The organism is Planifilum fimeticola (genome assembly GCF_003001905.1).
GTDB classification, from domain to species: domain Bacteria; phylum Bacillota; class Bacilli; order Thermoactinomycetales; family DSM-44946; genus Planifilum; species Planifilum fimeticola.
The window spans coordinates 25,286-41,595 of record NZ_PVNE01000018.1 but is presented as its reverse complement, the minus strand read 5'-3'; the positions used below and the strand labels follow the sequence as shown (position 1 = coordinate 41,595).

The window sequence follows — 16,310 nt, the reverse complement described above, 5'->3', positions numbered from 1 at the left end:
CTTACCGCCTCCCGTCACTGGATTGCGCCTGAACGAATCCCTCCTGCTCGAGCCGCTCCAACGTCAGGCCGTCCTGTTCCCGGCCCAACAGCTTAGCCGTATATTTGGCGATCATGTCACACTCGATATTGACCCGATCACCCACCTGCGCCGCCTGCAATTGGGTAACCTCCAGCGTGTGGGGAATCACGGAGACGGTGAAGTGCCGCGCCCCCACTTCCACCAGCGTCAAACTGATCCCGTTCACAGCGACGGATCCCTTCTCCACCATCCACCTCGTCAACCGCTGAGGGACCCCGATCCGAAACAAAACGGCATTTTCATGGGGAACGCGCGCTTCAATGACGCCGGTTCCATCCACATGCCCCTGGACAAAGTGACCGCCAAACCGATCGCCGGCAGCCAAGGCGCGCTCCAGGTTGACAGGGGATCCGATCCCCAGTTCCCCCAGATTGGTCCGGCTCATCGTTTCCGGCATCACGTCCGCGGAAAAGGATTCGTCGCTGAAACGGGTCACCGTGAGGCACACCCCGTTGACGGCGATGCTGTCGCCGATCCGAACATCCTCCAAAACCCGCCGGCAGGCGATTTCCAATTCCATCGCCATGCCCCGGCGGTTCATGCGCCGGATGCTCCCCACTTCCTCTACGATTCCAGTGAACATGTTTCCGACCCCCGATCCTCCGGATACACCGGGTACCCTGTGATGCATACATCCTCCCCGAATCGTTCCACTGACACATCCCGCAGGGCAATCGAATCAGCCATCTTCTCGGCGCCGACTCCCCCGACGGCGGAGGGGGAGTCGCATCCCCCCACCCATTTTGGAGCGATGAAGGCCACCGCCTTTTGCACCCATCTGCCCTCGAGAAGAGAGGCGTTCAATTCACTGCCCCCCTCCGCGAGAACGGAGAGAATCCCCCGTTTGCCCAGGATATCGAACACCGCGCGCAGATCCACCCGCGGGCCTTCTCCCGCGACGATCACCTCAACTCCGCGCTCCCGAAGGCGCCTTTCCTTGTCGCGATCCCCCTGTTCGGTGCAAAAAACCCAGGTGGGAGCTTCCGACACGTCAGTCACCGGCGTGTCCAGAGGGATGCGCAGACGGCTGTCCACCACCACCCGGAGCGGGTTTCTCCCTCCCTCGGGCAGCCGGACCGTCAGGCGCGGTCGGTCCGCCAGGACCGTTCCGATCGCCACCATGACGGCATCATGCTCCCTACGCAGGCGGTGGACATACCGGCGGGCTTCCTCCCCGGTCACCCACCGGCTGTCTCCCGTGCGCGTGGCGATCTTTCCGTCCAGCGTGGCGGCGGTTTTCATGGTCACGAAGGGACGGCCGTGGAGGCGGTGGTGAACGTAGGCCTCATTCAACTTTCTGGCTTCGTCCTCCAGCACCCCGGTGATCACCTCGATCCCCGCCTGACGGAGACGCTCAATCCCTTTGCCCGAAACGAGGGGTTCGGGATCCGCCATGCCCACTACCACGCGGCGGACGCCCTCAACGATGATCCGCTCGGTGCAAGGGGGGGTGCGACCGTAATGATTGCAAGGCTCCAGCGTCACGTAAAGGGTGGCCCCCTTCGCTTCCGGCCCGGCCATGTTCAAAGCGTGCACCTCGGCGTGCGGTGTGCCCGCCCGGAGATGGGCACCGAACCCGAGGAGTCTCCCCTCCTTCACGACAACCGCGCCCACCATCGGATTGGGGGCGGTTTGACCCCGGCCCGTTTCGGCCAAGCGAAGGGCCAAACGCATCCACTCTTCATGCAAATTCATCGCCATCTCCTTTGACCGCAAGTTTCGGCCGTTGGCCGTCCCAAATAAGAAAGGCCCCGCTTCGGGGCCGGAAGTTTGTGAAAGGAATAACATATACGGGTCTGACCAAGGCATTACGAAAGAAGCCCTTATCCGCCCGGAAATGGTCGAGACGGAAAAGGGTAGACCCGTCCCTTTCATCCTTCTCCCATCCAGACTGTCACTGTCGGCCCCGGAGTCTCACCGAGTCCACCGCAAACGCGGGTCACGGGCTGAGGCGGCTTTGCCGCCAACACCGCCGGTCGGGAATTTCACCCTGCCCCGAAGGATTTGATCAAGGGATCAATCGATTCGGTTTTCTTTTAATGAGTATACCGCAACCGTCGGGTAAAGTCCATTCCTTTCCGGATCAGCGAAGGGTCGCCGCCGGATCGCCGATCCGCTCCGGATGTCTCTCCTTCCGCTTCCAGGGAAGGCCGACGCGCATGCAGAGGTAGCTCACTGCCGTGAAATAAGCGCATACGAATGTCGCGTGCAACAGGGCCAGAATCAGCTGAATGTTGGTAAACACCACCGCCGCGCCGCTCAGGGCCTGGAGGATCAAAAGCCAGAGCGCGACCCATCCCGCTTTGTACAAATCGCGGTACTGTTCGCGGCGCTCCCGGTAAAGCCGGACGATCACCCACAGGAGCCAAGCGGTAAAGATCAGGCAAAGCCCCGAGGCGTAACGATGCAACAACTGGATGCCCGCTTGGCTGAAGAAATCGGGAAGCAAATGCCCTCCGCACAGGGGCCAGGAATTTCCGCAACCCATCATGGAGCCCGTATGTCGCACGTAAGCGCCGGTGTAAACCACGAGATACGTGTAGACGGCAAGCCCCCAGATCGCGTAGCTCAGCCGCTGGGAGACCGGAACGGTCAACAACCTGCGATCCTCCGTCCGGCCGGCCTGGGAGATGTAAACGGCGAGCAACGCCACACTGGCGAAGGACAACAAAGAGAAGCCGAAATGAAGCGCCATCACCGCATCGGACTGATCCCAGACGACGGCCGCAGCCCCGAGCAATCCCTGCAGCACGATGAAAAAGACGCCGCTTGAGGCCAAAAGCCGGATGATCCCGTCTTTTCGAAAACTGCGCCACGCCCAAACGGCCAGGATCACCACCATCAGGCCGACCAAGGCGGAAACGATCCGGTGGCTGTACTCGATCACGGTTTCGACCGTGGCGTAGGTGGGAAAGATCTCCCCGTTGCAGAAAGGCCACGTGTTTCCGCAGCCGTCTTCGGAGCCGGTCTTGGTGACCAGAGCGCCCATGAGAACGATCAAGTAAAGGCCTGCAGCGGTCACAAGAGCAAAGGGCCGAAGCCACCGCATGTCTCGAACCCCCTTTTGTCAATCCTTCATTCATCTTACCACAGAAGCTTCCGCACCAGCCGATGGAGGGGCGCTTCGACACAAAGTGGACAAAATCGGCCCGCGAGATGGTGACCTATTGCGCTGACCAAGGCTTTTCACCGCACCTTCAGGGCGGGGCCTCCGCTCACCGGGTTCGCCCGCAGGCGATCGGGAATGCGATCCTTGCCGGTGAGATCTTCCAGGGTCTCCCGCTCAACCACCAGATCCGCTTCCCCGTTCCGCACGAAAACCACCGCCGGACGGCGGTTCCGGTTGTAATTGTTGGCCATGGAATAGGTGTAGGCGCCGGTGCAGCTGACGGCCAGGATATCTCCCGTCCGCACGGGAGGGAGCTTCAAGTCCCAAATTAACATATCCCCCGACTCGCAGCATTTCCCGGCAATTGAAACGGTTTCCTCCGGCGTTTCCAGGGCCCGGTTGGCGAGCATCGCCTCATATTGCGCCTGGTACAGGGCGGGACGCAGATTGTCGGTCATTCCGCCGTCCACGGATACGTACTTGCGAATGCCCGGCACTTCCTTCACCGTTCCGACCGTGTACAAAGTGGTTCCGGCCTCCCCCACGATGCTGCGGCCCGGCTCCACCCAGATTTCGGGCAGGGGCAAGCCTTCAAAGCTGTTCCGGACGGCATCGGCGATCGCCTCCACATATTCCTCCGGCGAGAGGGGCTGATCCTTTTCGACGTATCGGATGCCGAATCCCCCGCCCGCGTTGAAAATGCGGGGCAGATAACCGAACCGGTCCCGCAACTCCTTCGCCAAAGCCGCCATCTTCCCGACAGCCAACTTGTAACCGCCGGTTCCGAAAATCTGCGAACCGATGTGGCAGTGAAAGCCCTCCAGGATCAAATGGCGGGCTTGGAGCGCCTCCTTCACCGCCCGGATCGCCTGGCCGCTCGACAGGCCGAACCCGAACCGCGAATCCTCCTGGCCGGTCTGGATATATTGATGGGTGCTCACCTCCACCCCCGGCGTCACCCGGAGCAGGATCCGCGGGCGCACTCCCTTTTCCCCGGCAATTCGGTCCAGCATCGACAGTTCGGTAAAATTGTCCACGATAAACAGGCCGATTCCCGCGTCCAATGCCATTTCCAGCTCGAAGGGGGTTTTGTTGTTCCCGTGAAAATGGATGGATTCCGGAGGGAAGCCCGCTTTGAGCGCCGTGTAGAGTTCGCCGTCGGAAACCACATCCAGGTGCAGCCCTTCCTCTTCCGCCACCCGGCACATCGCCATCGTGCAAAAGGCCTTGCTGGCATATGCGACCTGAAAAGACAACCCCGTCTTTCGAAAGGCGTTCACGTAACGGCGCATTTGCTTCCGAATCAGCTCTTCATCCATCACGTACAGGGGGGTTCCGAACCGGCGGGCGAGCTCCACCGTATCACAGCCCCCGATTTCAAGGTGTCCGCGTTCGTTGATCCTCCCGGTACCGTGCAGACGCATGCTTTGTCTCTCCTTCTCCCGATAGGACAAAGGCCGTCCGCTTGACCGGACGGCTGCCTTGATTTTCTCATCATTATACTTCATTTTGAAATGCTTCGTCCAAAAAAGTTTTGCCAAAGCGAACGAGACAAACCCGTCGACCGGAACAAAATCCCGTGACAGGGCGCCGACTTCCTTCCGCTGCATCTTTTTCCGCATCCGACTCCGGGACAGGACCGCCATATTCGGCGATATAACCTCGCGAATTCGTTATTTTCGCCCGGACGCCGACGGTCCTGTCCGTCTGAATCGTAACAGTCCGCTATTTTCGGTTTTTCTCGCTGAAGACCAAAATCAGCTCCACCGCCTTCCGGGTTACCGGCGCACCCCGCTTCACGTCATCGAACCGATCCATTTTCCCGACATCGCCGATCCCGACGATGACGGGAACGGAAATCCGGTTCAACACTTCAACGGTATCCCCCCAGATGACGGGAGGTTCCCCTTCCATCTCCAAACCGTTCTTGTCAACGCCGTGAACCACTTGGTTCCCTTCCCGGTCCAGCAGAATGTCCACGGGGACCGCTTCTCCCCCGCGATGGTTGGAAGCCACCGCGACCGCACCCAGCACTTCCACCCTCGGATGGTTCGCCACATACTCCATCGCCTGCTCCCCCCGCCCCGGCCCGCCGGACCCGCAATCATCAAACATGACCAGCACGGGATCGTGTTTGGCCTGAAGAATGAGCTCCACCAGCTCTTCACCGGAGAGGGGGGTGGGATTGCCCGCCGAGGCGGAAATCGAGCGCCCTCCCACCTGCCTGGCGACCTCCTCCACCGCCTCGCGGGCCACGTAATCCCCATCGGTGATCAGTATCACTTTTCGCTTCACGCCCCTTCCCTCCCCGGTGATTCACAACATCAAAATAGGAGCCACTGAAACAGCGAGCCCGCAACTTTCCCGAAAACCATGGCCATCAGCAAATGCAGGACGGCGTGTTGGACCTGCATCCTTTTCGCCAAAATGGGCAGGACATTGAGAACCTCCGTCAGCGCGGCCGCCAATAGTCCGACGAAACATCCGGCAAACAGACCCAGGGGAGCGGACCACCATCCGGAAAGATGACCGTTCCAATCGAAAAAGTCCACCCACGTGGAGACGACGGCTCCGGCGGTGAGCGCGTATTCGTAGGAATGGATCTTCCCTTCGGTTCTGGACATCTGGGCCAGGCGGGGAACGATGTCCAACACCGTGATGAAGGCCACGAAACCGCTCCCCACCGCCAACCCCCCGGCCAATCCGATGAAGACCAGCGCAAACCACTCCGGGATCATGGAGAATCCGGCGGCTTTTTGGATTTTTCATGGTCGATCACATATTGATTGAGGTTCTCCTGATACAAAAACATCTCCAACTCCAGAGGACTGGGCTCGTCATTGAACCGCCGCTTGAACAGGTGGTTGAAGAACAGAATCATGCCGACGCCGATTCCCAGAGAATACGGAATCTGCAGGATCAGGGGACGCGCGTCGTGCTGCCCGGTGACAAGATAATAAATGCGCTGGTGAACGGATTTCATGCTCACATCCGTGTGAAAATTCATGAGGGCCAACCCGGATCCCACGAACAACAAAAGCCAGATCATCACCACCCACACGGCGGAAGGAACGCGTCGGCGAACTTCCGTTTCGATGATGGTTTGTGCGGGACCGACGCTGCGAACATCCAGATCGGAATGAACCCGGCGAATTCTCTCTATCACGTCCATCACGTCGATGACAACCAGGTTGCCGTCCCGCAGCGAGGACCGGTAAACCTCCAACCGGACGATCGACATCACCGACTCGTCCGCCAGCACCTGGGCGATATCCCCCAGGCGGAGCTTTTGACCGGGAGAAACCCGGACTTTCTTTTTCAACCGCAGGTAGACCACGCCGGGATGCAATCACACCCGCCCCTTCCTGTCGTCTCTAGAATTAATATGGTTCCCGGAAATGCATCCCATTCGGGAGAAGAAAGCGGCGACAAAAAAAGAAAGGCCAGCCCGCCGGAAAACGATTCTCGGCGGACGGCCTTTCCGCGGAATTTCAGGGCGATGAAGGCGGCTCCAATTCCTGACGGATCTTTTGAATGATTTTCTTTTCCAGACGCGAAACCTGGACCTGGGAAATGCCCAATCGCTCGGCCACTTCGGATTGGGTCTGGTCCTTGAAAAAGCGCAGGTAGACGATCAATCGCTCCCGCTTGTTCAACCGGTTGATCGCCTCGTTCAGGGTGATTTTATCAAACCACGCCTCCTCCGAGTCGTCCGCGATCTGATCCATCAGCGTGATGGGATCGCCGTCGTTTTCATAAACCGTCTCGTGGATGGAGGCCGGCGTCCGGTTCGCCTCCTGGGCAAAAACGATCTCTTCCGGTGAGACCCCCATCTCGGCGGCGATCTCGCTCACCGTCGGCACCCTGCCCAACTCCTTGGTAAGATCATCCTTCACTTTCCGGATGCGGTTGGCCAGCTCCTTCAGGGAACGGCTCACTTTCACCATGCCGTCGTCCCGAAGGAACCGCTGAATCTCTCCGATGATCATCGGAACCGCGTAGGTGGAAAATTTCACATCGTAGGAAAGATCGAACTTGTCCACGGCCTTCAGCAGGCCGATGCACCCGATCTGAAAGAGATCCTCCGCTTCATAGCCCCGGTTGAGAAACCGCTGAACCACCGACCAAACCAGGCGGATGTTGTGCCGGACCAACCGGTTGCGCGCCTCTTCATCCCCCCTTTGGCTCGCTTCGATCAGCCGGCGCACTTCCTCGTCCGGCAAATGGGCGTGTCGGGAATTGCGAACATCGGAATCCATGGTCGGATCCCTCAGTTGGCCATCGTCTGATGGGGGGTTTTCAAGTTCTTCACCAGTCGGACAGTGGTTCCCCGGCCGGGTTCGGAGATGATCTCCACCTCGTCCATGAAGTTTTCCATGATGGTAAAGCCCATTCCGGAGCGCTCCAGTTCGGGTTTCGACGTGAACAGGGGCTGACGAGCCTGGTCGATGTCGCGGATACCCACACCCTCATCCCGGATTTCGATGGAAACGCGGGAACCCACGATTTCCGTGCGGATGGTGATGATTCCATCCTCCTTCTCTTCATAGCCGTGAATGACGGCATTGGTGACCGCTTCCGAAACCACCGTCTTGATATCCGTCAGCTCCTCCATCGTCGGATCCAATTGAGAGACGAAAGAAGCGACGGCCACCCGGGCGAAGGATTCGTTTTCCGACCGGCTGGGAAACCTCAGCTCCATGTAATTGCTATGTACCTGTTTCATAATGTCACCCCGCAGGCTTCCAAGGCCGACTGTTCATTTTTGTAAATGGGAAGGATCTTGAACAGACCCGAGAGCTCCATCAGCCGGTATATCGAGGGATTGACCGCGCAGAGGATCATGTTTCCCCCCAACTGGGAAACGCGCTTGTACCGCCCCAAAAGAACGCCCAACCCGGAGCTGTCCATAAAGGTGAGCCCCGACAGGTTGAAAACCAGATTCGCGTACAAACCCGTCCTCAGCTTTTCGTCGATCTCGTTTCGCACCTTTTCCGCCGTGTGGTGGTCCAACTCGCCGGTCAACCGGACCACGAGCACATTGCGGGAATCCGTCACTTCCACCGACAAGCCCATGGCATTCCCTCCCCCGCTTATTTACCTTGAAATTTCTACGGATTTTTGCCCGCTTCCTCCCCTCCGACAAAAGAACAAAAAAATCGAGACCCCGCTGTCGAGAGGAGTCCCGAGATGTAAGAATACCTCAAAAGAGCGTCATCCCGCTTTTTCATCCTCGGGAGCCTTGGCATCCTCCGGATAGAAGAGAACCCCTTTCGTCACCCGCTTGATCGTGGTCCAAAGGCCGGCCCTTGGAATCTCCCGCGGGCTCCGGATTTCCATCTCGGCCACCGTCTTCCCGTCCTTTTCAATGAGAACGCTCCCCAATTTTTGCCCCTGGCGAACGGGCGCCTTCAGGCTTTCCCAGAGAATCTTCCGTTTGAATTCCCCCGGCTTTTCCCCCTTCTTCATCAGGATGCTCAATTGCTGCGGCGAGCGTATCGTCAACTTGTGGGGATCCCCGCCGCCCACCCGGACCTCGCCGATCGGATCTCCCTTCCTGTAAACCACATAATTGGTATATCGGCTGAAGGCGAAATCCAGCATGCGGGACACATCCCGGTTCCTCGTCTTGGTATCCGGCTCCCCCATCACCACGGCGATCAAGCGGAAATCCCCCCGCTTCGCCGTGGCCGCAAGGCAGTACTTCGCTTCCGAAGTATAACCCGTCTTCAAACCGTCCACGCCGGGATAAAAGCGAACCAGCCGGTTGGTGTTCACAAGCCAAAAGGGCTTTTTCGTGTCCTTTCGCAGATAATCCTGATAAATCCGGGTGAAGTTCGTAATCTCCGGATGCTTCAGCAGCTCCCGGGACATGATGGCGATATCCCTGGCGGAAGTCACATGTTCCGGCGCCGAAAGTCCGGTGGCATTTTGAAAGCGGGTATCGGTCATCCCCAATTGCTTTGCCCGCTCATTCATCCGCTCCACAAAGGCTTCCTCCGACCCGGCCAGGTGCTCCGCCAGCGCCACCGAGGCATCGTTGGCCGACGCAACCGCCACCGCCTTCAAAAGATCCCGGACCGTCATCTGTTCCCCGGGTTCGAGGAAAATTTGGGATCCCCCCATCGAGGCGGCATGCTCGCTGACCCGAACCTTTTCATCCAGCTTGATTTTCCCCGCATCCAAATCCTCCATCACCAGCAGCATCGTCATGATTTTGGTGATGCTGGCAGGCGGCAGCTTGTCGCGGCTGTTCTTTTCGAACAACACCGTTCCCGTATCCTCATCGATCAACACGGCAGAACGGGCATCCGGCGCGAGATCCTGTTCTTCGGCGAATCCCGTGGGGATTCCCATCGCGAAAAAAAGACAACCGATGAGCAAGGAGATGCACAAACGCGAACGCATCAACGTTCCCTCCTATCCAGGACTACTTCTAGTCTGTCCCGGAACAGGGGAATTATGACAGCGAACGCCCTGAGGGAAAACAAACGCCTCCCGGACGATCGGGCCGGTTCCGTTTCGCCCTCCATTCTGACGGCACGCCCCTCAAAACTTCAATAAAAAGAGCCCCGGATGGGGCTCCCGCCTCTCTTCAAGGAGAGGCGCTTGCACATCTTCGGCTGCAGGAAAGGGTGTGCGATCGCGCCGCACAATTCTCCGTCCGCGTCAAAGGGACTCCTGATCCTTTTCCGCCAGGCGCTTGCGGCGCCGAGATTCGAAAAAGATGACCACGGACAAAATCAGTTTGATGGCGGCGCTGACCACGCTTCCTTCCCCTTCGGACAGATCCACCAGATCCATCAGCCCCATGGCGAGAAAGGCGACGGCGATCCACTTGTAAAATTCCGGATGAAGTTTTCCCCATTCGTCCTTCGGCGTCTTCCGGTACTTGAAAAACATGATCACGGCTTTGATGAGGAAAAGAAGAACCAGCAACAATGAAACAAAAATGATCAGTGCTTTCATGAACAACCTCCTGTGTCAAATGGATTTCGGGAACCATGTTACCATATATTGAGCTATCTGTCTGCAATTCCACAAAAAAATGCGAAAACTTTTCCTAGGGGGTCAAGGCGGCTGGGAAGAAGGCCCCGGCCCGATTACATAAAGAAGGACCTGGAACCGATCCAGGTCCATCTCCTCGGGGCATTATCCGCTCCTGCCGGGCAATTCCCGCAGAATCCCCTTCACCAGACGAAGAAAGGTTTCCTTCACTCGCTCCGCCGTTTCCATCACTTCTTCATGGCTCAGGGGTTGCGGCAGGATCCCCGCCGCCATATTGGCGATGCAGGAGAGGCCCAGAACGCGGATCCCCGCGTGGCGGGCGACGATCACTTCGGGAACCGTCGACATGCCGACCGCATCCCCGCCGACGGTACGCAACATGCGGATTTCCGCCGGCGTTTCGTATGAGGGACCCAGCATCGCCGCATAAACACCCTCTTTCAGATCAATGCCCAGCTTCTCGGCCACCCCTTTGGCCAACCGACGGAGATCCGCGTCGTAAGCCTCCGTCATGTCCGGAAAGCGGTCTCCCAACTCGGAGTCGTTGGGTCCGACCAGCGGATTGCGGAACATGAAGTTGATGTGGTCGCGGATCAACATCAAATCTCCTGCTTGAAAGGATTCATTGATTCCGCCCGCCGCATTGGTGATCAGGGCGATCTCCACTCCCAACCGTTTCATCACCCGAATCGGAAATGTGACCGCTTCAAGGGGATAGCCCTCATACAGGTGAAATCGCCCCTGCATCGCAATGACCGCCTGGCCTTCCAGCCTGCCGATCACCAGACGACCCGCATGCCCCTCCACCGTGGATACCGGAAAATGGGGAATCATCTCATAGGGGATGACGTCCGCCTCTTCAATTTCATCCGCCAAAACCCCCAATCCCGACCCGAGAATGAGACCGATCCGGGGCTGAACGGACGACCGCTTCTGAATCATTGCCGCAGCTTGTTCAATCTTTTCCTTCACACGGATCCCTCCCAACCGAATCCTTCAGTCACTGCCCTCCGGCTCCGCTTCCACAAGACCTCCACTTCAGGAGAAGGCCCGCCCCGGAAAAGGGGGCGGGCTATTCTCCGATGCGGTAAAAAAGGAGAAGGCGTTCTTCGATGTCGACCGACTTCGGATCAGGATCGCCGGACGAAGCGGGTGCAAAGACCTTGACGGCCCTCCCCGCCGGCTCCCGGTAAGGGTAACGGGGCTGAAGCCAATCGGAAAACAGGGCAAGCACCTGATACACGAGCATCGTGAGCAAGAAAAACAGAAGCAAAAACTTGATCCACTCCACCAATCGTCTGAGCGACACGACCATTCGGATCCGTCCCTTCCGATGTCCTGTTACCATCGTATGGGATGGCTTGCCGCGTTTATTCCGCTCAAAACCCGCCTCTCCTCAAAGCCCTTACATTTTTCTGCGATGAACCGCTGTCATCCCATAACGGGCTTGCCCAACACATCGTTCAGCGGCACATAGGGGAGGGACAGACTTTCCGCCACCGCCTGATGGGTGACGTGTCCCTTCATCACGTTGACCCCCAATCCCAGGGCGCGGTTGTCCTTCACCGCCTTCTCAACGCCCTTGTTGGCGATCTGAACGGCATAGGGAACCGTCACGTGGGTCAGGGCGAGGGTGGATGTGCGCGGCACCGCCCCGGGGATGTTGGCCACGGCGTAATGGACCACTCCGTGCTTCACGATCGTGGGATTGCTGTGGGTGGTCACCCGGTCAATCGTTTCGATCGATCCGCCCTGGTCGATCGCCACATCCACAATCACCGACCCCGGCGACATGGTTTTGACCATCTCTTCCGTCACCAGGCGCGGCGCCCTCCGGCCGGGAACCAAAACCGCTCCGATCAGCAGGTCGGCCTTCTGCACGGCCTGTCCGATATTGTAGCTGTTGGACATCAGCGTCCGCACCTGCCCGCGGAAAATGTCGTCCAGTTCCCGCAGCCGATCGGGATTGACATCCAGAATCGTCACATCCGCTCCCAGGCCCAGGGCCATTTTGGCGGCATTGGTTCCAACCGTTCCGCCGCCGATGATCACCACTTTCCCCGGCAGCACCCCGGGAACGCCCCCGAGAAGCACTCCCTTTCCGCCTTTGGGCTTTTCCAGGAGTTGAGCTCCGATTTGAACCGACATCCGTCCGGCCACTTCGCTCATCGGGGTGAGCAGGGGCAGCGAACCGTTCTCCAACTGGATGGTTTCATAGGCGATCGCCGTCACCTTGCTCTCCGCCAGCGCGCGCGTCAGTTCCGGTTCGGCAGCCAGGTGCAGGTAGGTGAACAGGATCAGATCTTCGCGAAAGTAGCGGTACTCGCTCGGTTGCGGTTCCTTCACCTTCATCACCATGTCGGCGGAGGACCACACATCTTCGGCGGTTTGGGCAATTTTGGCCCCGTGTTCGATAAACGCCTCATCGGAGAACCCGCTTCCTTCACCCGCCCCCGTTTCAATCAATACCTCGTGACCCGCTTCCACGAGGGCGTCGATGCCCGCGGGGGAGATCGCCACCCGGTTCTCATTGTCCTTAATCTCTTTAGGAACACCGATAATCAAGGGGCTCGCCTCCTTAAATAGTGCATCGATAAATCCTCCGCCTATTATCATACCACTTTAAATACGCCGATCATACACCATAAAATAACGTGAGATCGCTTCAGACCTCACGTCACCTTTGATCCTACCAATTTTTTGGGATCCTTCACCTGCCCCTTGCACCGGTGGCAGATCCCGTGGAATGTGAGCCGATGGTCGATGATCTGGAAGTCGAACTCCTTCTCCACTTTCTTCTCGATGGGACCCAGCAGGTCCTCCGTAATCTCATCCACCGAACCGCAGTTCAGACAGTACAGATGGTGGTGATGATGCTCGGCACCCTCCGCGCGAAATTCGTAACGCGTGACTCCGTCACCGAAGTTGAGCTTGTGAATGATCTGCAAGTCGCTCAAAAGCTCCAGGGTCCGGTAAACAGTGGCCAATCCGATTTCCGGCGACTTCCCCTTCACCAACAGGTAGACATCTTCCGCGCTGAGGTGGTCCTGTTCGTTTTCCAACAGCACGCGGACCGTCGCTTCCCGTTGGGGGGTCAATTTGTAGTTATGGGCGGATAACTGCTGTTTGATCTGATTTACCCGATCCTCCACATGCAACCCCCCCCCCGGTCTTTCTTGACACCATTATATTGGAGAAAAGGGGGGGAAGTCAAACAGATAATAATCAATCTCAATTAATAATGATTATAAAATGCGTTCAGGCTCCTTTTTTTGAATCCTTTTCCATGCATCCGGTTCAATTCACCAACCCGACCGGAGGAACGGCCATCCGCATCAAAGCCGGCGACAGATACGCTTCAAAGAGGGAGGCAAACACCAGCACCACCGCCATCGCCATCACCAGGCCGGAATAGGCGAGAAACTCCGGGTAAATGGTCCCCCGGCGGGAAATCAACCGGTTTCTCACCAGCAGGAGGGAAAAATGGATTCCGGAGACGGCCATGATGATCATGGCGGGGACCACCAACAGATTCTGGGGAACCACCGACAAAAAGGCAAACCACAACCCCCGCCAGGAAAGCTGGCTGACCAGAAAACCGACCGTAAAGCCGATCACCAGCCCCTTTAAAAAGATCAAAATGAGGATGAGGGGAATGCCGATGATGGAAAGACCGAGCATCCACATCAGCCCCAGGTTCTTCAGATGGTCCCCCATGGAATGCTGAAACGCGATCTCCGGCTCGGCGATGGTATTCTGATCCAAGCCGCGAAAAAAGTAGCCCAAATACTCCAGGAGACCCTCCTTCTGCACGGGTGAGAGGGTGTTGACCACCACCGCCCCGAACACGACACCCATCATAAACAGCACGGTGATGAACAGGTAGAGGGACATCTGATTCTTCACATGGAGCCGCAGCGTGTCCCCCAGTTTTTTCCGCTTCGCTTTCATTCGAACCTCCCCCTTGTCCACTCTATTTCTATGACGGACAAGGGGAGAATAGAAGCCCATTTTTCAATCCGCGCCTCCGGACGACGCCCTTACCCTGCCGTACGCTCCTCCGCCCCCCTCTTCAAACTCCAACCTCCGTTCGCGGGCCAAACGGATAAAATGGGCGATGGATTCACCCGCCACGTCGGCCACCTCTTCAATCGGCGCCTGGTGGAGCACATTCATCTCCGTCCCGAACTTCGCCAACAGGCGGTCAAAAGTCTTCGGCCCCAGATGGGGAATGAATTCGAGGGGCACCTGATACACATAGGGAGGCCGATGCGCCGGGGATTCGGAAGGTCCGTCGGCGATTTCGGCAATCCGGTCCGACACCCCCTTCACGATCCGATTGCCGCCGCAGCAGGGACAGCGGCCGAGCTCCCCCTTGTCCGGGGACAAAATCGCACCGCACCCGGTGCAGCGCGTCCTGTAGTATTTGCCCAGCTTCGGGTTCAGTCCGTAATTGGCGGCAATCCCCCGCCCCTCCTGCCGGCGCAGCGCCAGTTCCAATTCCCGGAATGAGGGACGGGTGATGCGGAATTCGTTGTATTCGCGGCCGATCTTGCCCAGGGAGTGGGCGTCGGAATTGGTGACGAAGGAAACGCGGGACAATTCGCGAAGATGGTCAGCCATCGACGCATCCGCGCTCAAACCCAGCTCCACCGCGACGATTCCGTCCATGTCAAGCAACCGGCTCATCCGATCGGTGGCGCTCCCGTAAACGCTCTTGAAGGGAGTAAACACGTGGGCGGGGATGAGCAATCCCCCCTCCTCCGCCACCCGTTCCTGCAGTTCCCGGACCGGCCGGTGCAGCCGCTGGGTGCTCAACCGCACATTTTTCATGTGGCGGGATAACCAGCCGGTAAACCGCCGGATCGACGCGAAGGTCGGAAAATAGGCCAGCAGGTGCGCCGGCCCCATCCCGTCTTCCTTCACCTCGATCTCCGTTCCCAGGATCGCCGTGGTTCCGCCGTAGATGATCCCTCCTTCGGGATCTTCCCGGTAGATCCCCCGCTCCAAACCGCGGGCGATCTCCTCCTGAACCGGCGGAGAATGGGCGTCGATGATGCCGATCATGTCCAGCCCCTTGCGGTGGGCCGCCTCACGAACGATCTCGTGAAAGGTCAGATTGCGGGCGGCGCTGATCTTGACCGGCAACCCGCTCTCCGTCCGGCCGATGTGGATGTGGAGGTCCGCAAACACGCGCCTAAAGCTCATCGCCCGCCCAACACCCGGTTATGCCAGATGTAAACGGCGGCGACCGTTTTGGCGTCGCATATCAGCCCTTCCTTCATCTTCCCATACGCCTCCTCCAGGGTCAGTTCCTCCACCTCCACGAATTCGTCCGTATCCGGCCGCATCTCCCCCTTCGTCAAGCCCCGGGCTTCAAACAGATGAACCTTTTCATCGGCGAAACCGGGGGATGTATAAAAGGACACGATGGGGTGCATCTCCTCCGCCCGGTATCCCGTTTCCTCCTCCAGCTCCCGGAATGCGCACGCCTTCGGATCTTCCCCGGGCTCCAACTTACCCGCCGGGATCTCCAAGGTGGTTTTCTCCAGCGGATTCCGGTATTGACGCACCAGGATCAACTTCTCTTCCCCGGTGAAAGCCAGCACCGCTACCGCACCGGGATGTCTCACAATCTCCCGGGTGGAGGTCCTCCCGTCGGGCAGCTCCACCTCGTCCAATTGAACGCGAATCAATTTCCCGTCAAAAATTGTCCGGCTGCGAATCGTCTTCTCTTCCAGACCGCTCAAAAAGGTTCACTCCCTAGTTCGTGCTTTCAGCAAAAAAATGAGTTTCCGCTGTTTTTCAATTATACACCACCGGGAAGATAGATGCTGGGACGGACCGGACCGATCGGCGAAAATCCCTTCCGTCGGATCGTCCAATGTAAGGAAAAGGGGGACAAAGCGGAACAATGTCGTGCATTCCCTGAAAGCCCGAAGATGTGTCGCGGGCAGGTGGTTTGCGGACGGAGCCGGCCGCAGCGGATACCGATCCATATCCACGACCCGCGGGAAAAAGGAGTGAAAGCCCGGTGGATCGGCGGCGACGGAGCCCGTGACCCTGTCGATCCCTTTTGAGGAAAAAAACGGACAATCCGCTCGGCGCCGCA

19 protein-coding genes and 1 riboswitch are annotated in these 16,310 nt (G+C 58.3%); all 19 genes read right to left on the bottom strand.

From position 1 onward, the window contains the following. Position 1: 1 nt before the first annotated feature. Entirely contained in the window at positions 2-664 is a 663-nt protein-coding gene (gene ribE / locus CLV97_RS11495) for a riboflavin synthase (RefSeq protein ID WP_106345680.1), read from the bottom strand. Further along, positions 646-1,782, bottom strand: coding sequence for a bifunctional diaminohydroxyphosphoribosylaminopyrimidine deaminase/5-amino-6-(5-phosphoribosylamino)uracil reductase RibD (gene ribD / locus CLV97_RS11490; protein WP_106345679.1), 1,137 nt, complete (start codon positions 1,780-1,782; stop codon positions 646-648). Before ribD ends, ribE begins: the two co-directional genes overlap by 19 nt. Positions 1,783-1,951: 169 nt before the next feature. Further along, positions 1,952-2,088: riboswitch (FMN riboswitch) on the bottom strand. Between the two features lie 76 nt (positions 2,089-2,164). Next, entirely contained in the window at positions 2,165-3,130 is a 966-nt protein-coding gene (locus CLV97_RS11485; RefSeq protein ID WP_106345678.1) for a COX15/CtaA family protein, read from the bottom strand. 137 nt (positions 3,131-3,267) lie between these two features. After that, positions 3,268-4,614: a diaminopimelate decarboxylase gene (gene lysA / locus CLV97_RS11480; RefSeq protein WP_106345714.1), complete on the bottom strand. Its 1,347-nt coding sequence runs from the start codon at positions 4,612-4,614 to the stop codon at positions 3,268-3,270. 301 nt (positions 4,615-4,915) lie between these two features. Beyond that, complete coding sequence (gene spoVAEA / locus CLV97_RS11475) at positions 4,916-5,485, bottom strand: stage V sporulation protein SpoVABEA (protein WP_106345677.1); 570 nt, start codon at positions 5,483-5,485, stop codon at positions 4,916-4,918. Between the two features lie 29 nt (positions 5,486-5,514). Continuing rightward, positions 5,515-5,928 carry a stage V sporulation protein AB gene (locus CLV97_RS11470; protein WP_106345676.1) on the bottom strand — a complete coding sequence of 138 codons (414 nt, stop codon included), beginning with the start codon at positions 5,926-5,928 and terminating at the stop codon, positions 5,515-5,517. After that, positions 5,925-6,539: a stage V sporulation protein AA gene (locus tag CLV97_RS11465; protein WP_211295739.1), complete on the bottom strand. Its 615-nt coding sequence runs from the start codon at positions 6,537-6,539 to the stop codon at positions 5,925-5,927. The genes CLV97_RS11470 and CLV97_RS11465 overlap by 4 nt, the downstream gene beginning before the upstream one ends. A gap of 142 nt (positions 6,540-6,681) precedes the next feature. Continuing rightward, positions 6,682-7,449 carry an RNA polymerase sporulation sigma factor SigF gene (sigF, locus tag CLV97_RS11460; RefSeq protein ID WP_106345675.1) on the bottom strand — a complete coding sequence of 256 codons (768 nt, stop codon included), beginning with the start codon at positions 7,447-7,449 and terminating at the stop codon, positions 6,682-6,684. Between the two features lie 11 nt (positions 7,450-7,460). After that, positions 7,461-7,916 carry an anti-sigma F factor gene (gene spoIIAB / locus CLV97_RS11455; RefSeq protein WP_106345674.1) on the bottom strand — a complete coding sequence of 152 codons (456 nt, stop codon included), beginning with the start codon at positions 7,914-7,916 and terminating at the stop codon, positions 7,461-7,463. Then, entirely contained in the window at positions 7,913-8,266 is a 354-nt protein-coding gene (gene spoIIAA / locus CLV97_RS11450) for an anti-sigma F factor antagonist (RefSeq protein ID WP_106345673.1), read from the bottom strand. Before spoIIAA ends, spoIIAB begins: the two co-directional genes overlap by 4 nt. Before the next feature lie 138 nt (positions 8,267-8,404). Further along, positions 8,405-9,598, bottom strand: a complete 1,194-nt coding sequence (locus CLV97_RS11445) for a D-alanyl-D-alanine carboxypeptidase family protein (protein WP_106345672.1) — start codon at positions 9,596-9,598, stop codon at positions 8,405-8,407. Positions 9,599-9,859: 261 nt separating this feature from the next. Beyond that, positions 9,860-10,159: a hypothetical protein gene (locus CLV97_RS11440; protein ID WP_106345671.1), complete on the bottom strand. Its 300-nt coding sequence runs from the start codon at positions 10,157-10,159 to the stop codon at positions 9,860-9,862. A 183-nt stretch (positions 10,160-10,342) separates the two neighbouring features. Beyond that, a complete protein-coding gene (locus tag CLV97_RS11435) occupies positions 10,343-11,170 on the bottom strand; it encodes a purine-nucleoside phosphorylase (protein WP_106345670.1) in 828 nt (275 codons plus the stop codon). 100 nt (positions 11,171-11,270) lie between these two features. Continuing rightward, positions 11,271-11,513 carry a DUF4227 family protein gene (locus CLV97_RS11430; protein WP_170070481.1) on the bottom strand — a complete coding sequence of 81 codons (243 nt, stop codon included), beginning with the start codon at positions 11,511-11,513 and terminating at the stop codon, positions 11,271-11,273. A 116-nt stretch (positions 11,514-11,629) separates the two neighbouring features. Then, entirely contained in the window at positions 11,630-12,763 is a 1,134-nt protein-coding gene (gene ald, locus CLV97_RS11425) for an alanine dehydrogenase (RefSeq protein ID WP_106345668.1), read from the bottom strand. A gap of 107 nt (positions 12,764-12,870) precedes the next feature. Continuing rightward, positions 12,871-13,350 (bottom strand): ferric iron uptake transcriptional regulator, encoded by a 480-nt coding sequence (fur, locus tag CLV97_RS11420; RefSeq protein ID WP_106345667.1) that lies wholly within the window; start codon positions 13,348-13,350, stop codon positions 12,871-12,873. A gap of 145 nt (positions 13,351-13,495) precedes the next feature. Further along, positions 13,496-14,149, bottom strand: coding sequence for a stage II sporulation protein M (spoIIM, locus tag CLV97_RS11415; RefSeq protein ID WP_106345666.1), 654 nt, complete (start codon positions 14,147-14,149; stop codon positions 13,496-13,498). A gap of 63 nt (positions 14,150-14,212) precedes the next feature. After that, the gene (locus CLV97_RS11410; RefSeq protein WP_106345665.1) at positions 14,213-15,406 is read right to left on the bottom strand and encodes an endonuclease Q family protein; all 1,194 of its coding nucleotides are present in this window, start codon (positions 15,404-15,406) and stop codon (positions 14,213-14,215) included. Next, positions 15,403-15,948 (bottom strand): NUDIX domain-containing protein, encoded by a 546-nt coding sequence (locus CLV97_RS11405; protein ID WP_106345664.1) that lies wholly within the window; start codon positions 15,946-15,948, stop codon positions 15,403-15,405. Before CLV97_RS11405 ends, CLV97_RS11410 begins: the two co-directional genes overlap by 4 nt. Between the last annotated feature and the right edge of the window lie 362 nt (positions 15,949-16,310).